Consider the following 222-nt stretch of genomic DNA (forward strand, 5'->3'; position numbering starts at 1 on the left):
CAAGAACCAGCCTTGCGTGCCCGCCAGGATATCCAGAAGGCGCAAATTCATCTCGGTTGATACCCCGGCGCGCACGTCTCTCAAGATATGGCAGATCCGCTTGTAGCCGGGCATCAAGATCTTGCCATCCGCCCAGTACGTTTCACGAATGGTCTCGTTCGTGCCCGCGCGTCGCAGATACAGCGTCCTGGGGCGTAGCCAAAAGTCGTTCGCGAGCACCCC

Annotated in this window: 1 protein-coding gene; it reads right to left on the bottom strand. The window is 59.5% G+C overall.

Annotated elements, in window-relative coordinates; all coding sequences use genetic code 11:
• Positions 1-222: peptidoglycan L,D-endopeptidase MepK (locus ACR6JA_RS23205; protein ID WP_494599878.1), on the bottom strand; the 222-nt coding region annotated here is incomplete at both ends.

This window comes from Cedecea sp. B1(4), assembly GCF_059414925.1.